At 67.9% G+C, this 2424-nt stretch carries 1 protein-coding gene and 2 pseudogenes; 2 read left to right on the forward strand and 1 reads right to left on the reverse strand.

Annotated elements, in window-relative coordinates; genetic code table 11:
- Together K6I34_RS35665 and K6I34_RS35670 are read left to right on the forward strand one after the other, a co-directional pair.
- Positions 1-990, forward strand: a pseudogene (locus tag K6I34_RS35665) (hypothetical protein); the annotation flags it as partial.
- A gap of 41 nt (positions 991-1031) precedes the next feature.
- Positions 1032-1270 (forward strand): annotated as a pseudogene (locus K6I34_RS35670) (IS5/IS1182 family transposase); the annotation flags it as partial.
- 14 nt (positions 1271-1284) lie between these two features.
- Here the strand turns inward: K6I34_RS35670 and K6I34_RS35675 are convergent.
- The coding region (locus K6I34_RS35675; protein ID WP_229332180.1) for a hypothetical protein at positions 1285-2424 on the reverse strand (1140 nt) is incomplete at its 5' end.

Consider the following 2424-nt stretch of genomic DNA (forward strand, 5'->3'; position numbering starts at 1 on the left):
TCGGCCCTGGACTGCGTGACCACCCCGGCCTCCGACAATTGCCCCGACCCGTCGGGCGGCCCCCAGGCCGTCCGGGTCCGTGTCCGGCGCGGAGCCACCGAGCTGTGGGACCTGGTGGTCAACCGGCCGCGGACCTCGTCCGGAGTCAACGGCTCGGGCGTGGAGCTGCGGTTCGTCGACTACCAGGGCAGCCGCGTCCTCTACCAGGGACACGTGCCGATCCTCAACGTGAAGTACGCGGGCGACCGGTGCGGCCCGTTCCGCGACTGGGCGAACGAGGAGGTCTGCTTCAACGCCACCGGCACCGACCCGGCCGGTCCCGGCTACCGCCTCTGCACCTCGGCGCCGCGCACGATCCTCGACACCGGCACCGACCGGGGCAACTTCCGTGGCGTCGCCTTCTTCCACGACGGCTCCGCCCTGCGCATCGTCAGCGAACTCGCCGCCGGCTGGTACCGGTACATCACCGAGTGGCAGCTCGGCGACGACGGGACGATCCGGCCCCGCTTCGGCTTCGCCGCCGTCACCAACCCCTGCACCTGCCTCGCCCACACGCATCACGCTTACTGGCGGCTGGACCTGGACGCCGGGGTCGCCTCCCCCAACCGGGTCGACGAGTTCGACGACGGCACCGGGTGGACGCCGATCCGCCGGGAGACCCGGCGCCGCCGCGATGCCGCCCGGCACCGCCAGTGGCGCGTCGTCAACCCGGCCACCGGGCACGGGTACTCCCTCGTCCCGGGCGCCAACGACGGCACAGCGGACGCCTACGGGGTCGGCGACCTCTGGGTACTGCGCTTCCGGGCAGGGGAGATCGATGACGGGGTCCGCCTCGACACCCGGGCGGACATCGACGCCTTCGTCAACGGCGAATCGGTGGACGGCCAGGACGTGGTCCTCTGGTACGCGGCCCACTTCCTCCACGACAAGGCCGGCCCGCCACCGCCCTCACACATCGTCGGCCCGGAACTCCGCCCGGTCGTCCTCTGAGCGGGCCGAATGAAGTCGGCTGTGGACTGGGCAGGTGCCGGGTGAAGCGCATCCGCGTCCCGCGGCCGATGGGCGGGCACCCGCGCACCCGCCCGGACCACCTGAGCGGCGATCGTGCATACAGCTCTCGAAGGCCCGCTACGTTCGCAGGAACGAAGTGGAGCGGCTGATCGGAAAGTTGAAGATCAACCGGGCGGTTGCCACGAGGTTCGACAAACGGGCCTATGTCTTCTACGGCACTGTAACCGTTGCGGCCGTACACCTGTGGCTTCGTGCCTGACCGTCAGACGGAATCTAGTCGGTGATGGTGACGGTGAAGTTCTCGCCGTCGAGGATGCGTTCGGACAGGACGGTGTTGCCGTACTCGCTGCCCGCGCCGGTGTTCTGACTGATCGGCACATGACTGCGGACGCAGTTCACCATTGGCCCCGGATACCTGAGCAGCTTGACTTCCCACTGGCCGGTGGCGGAGTTGAACCACGGCTGGATCTCCGAGCACAGGTTTCCGTTGGTTCCGCCCTGCGCGGTCGCGGCGAACGGGAACTCGTCACACGAGTCTTTCTCCGCCGTGACGAGGAAGGGTTTGAAGGGGTTCGGGGCGGCCTCGCAGGACTGGTAGCGGTTACGTTCCCTGATCTTGCCGTCGTCGTCCCGGAACCGGATCAGCGTGTGGCCCGGCGTTCCGAAGTTGCCGCCGATCAGCGTGTTCTGCGCCCACTGGTAGGTGATGGCCGCAGCACCGTACTTGGCAATGGAGATCTTCACATCGGCCATGTTCCCCATGACGATGCAGCCGGTGTTCGCGTCCTTGCTGACCGCCTGGTCGCAGCGCACCGTGTTGGGGTTGTTCCACCGGTTGTTGAGTTCGTGGTGCCCGCTGGGGTCGTTCTCTTTGGTGGAGTACGCGCTGAGATGGTAGGACGGCACGATCTCGGTCTGTGCGTTGTTGCCGACCGTGGTCTGAAAGGTGAAGGCGGCCTTCTTGGTTTCGCCAATGCCGATGTTCGAGCGCATCCTGCGGTTGGCCAGCGTGCACTGGCCCGAGCACGAGGCCTCGAACTCGAAGATCATTTCGCCGATGGTGGGCGTCCCCTGGACGACCGTGGCTTCCACCTGCTCCTCCCAGGACGCCCCCCGCGATTCGAGGGAAGCGTGCTGGGCTATGTGCATGGTGGACTTGCCGATCTCCACCTCCGCGCCGGTGTCGGCGTCCTTGCCGTAGAGGGTGTAGTCGGCAGTGGCTTCCAGGCAGTAGCTGTGCCGGGTCGAGGCGTACCCCTTGTCCCCGATGCAAGCCGTCACCGGAATACGGAGCTTGGGGGCGGTCCGGGCCGGTCCGGGACGGATCTCGACGCAGGACTTCACCGCGCCTTCCTTGTAGGCCTTGGTCCCGGGCTCGACCAGGCCGCAGGTCTTGCCGGGCGCGGCCGGGGG

Source organism: Streptomyces sp. UNOC14_S4 (assembly GCF_020740835.1).
Lineage (GTDB): Bacteria > Actinomycetota > Actinomycetes > Streptomycetales > Streptomycetaceae > Streptomyces.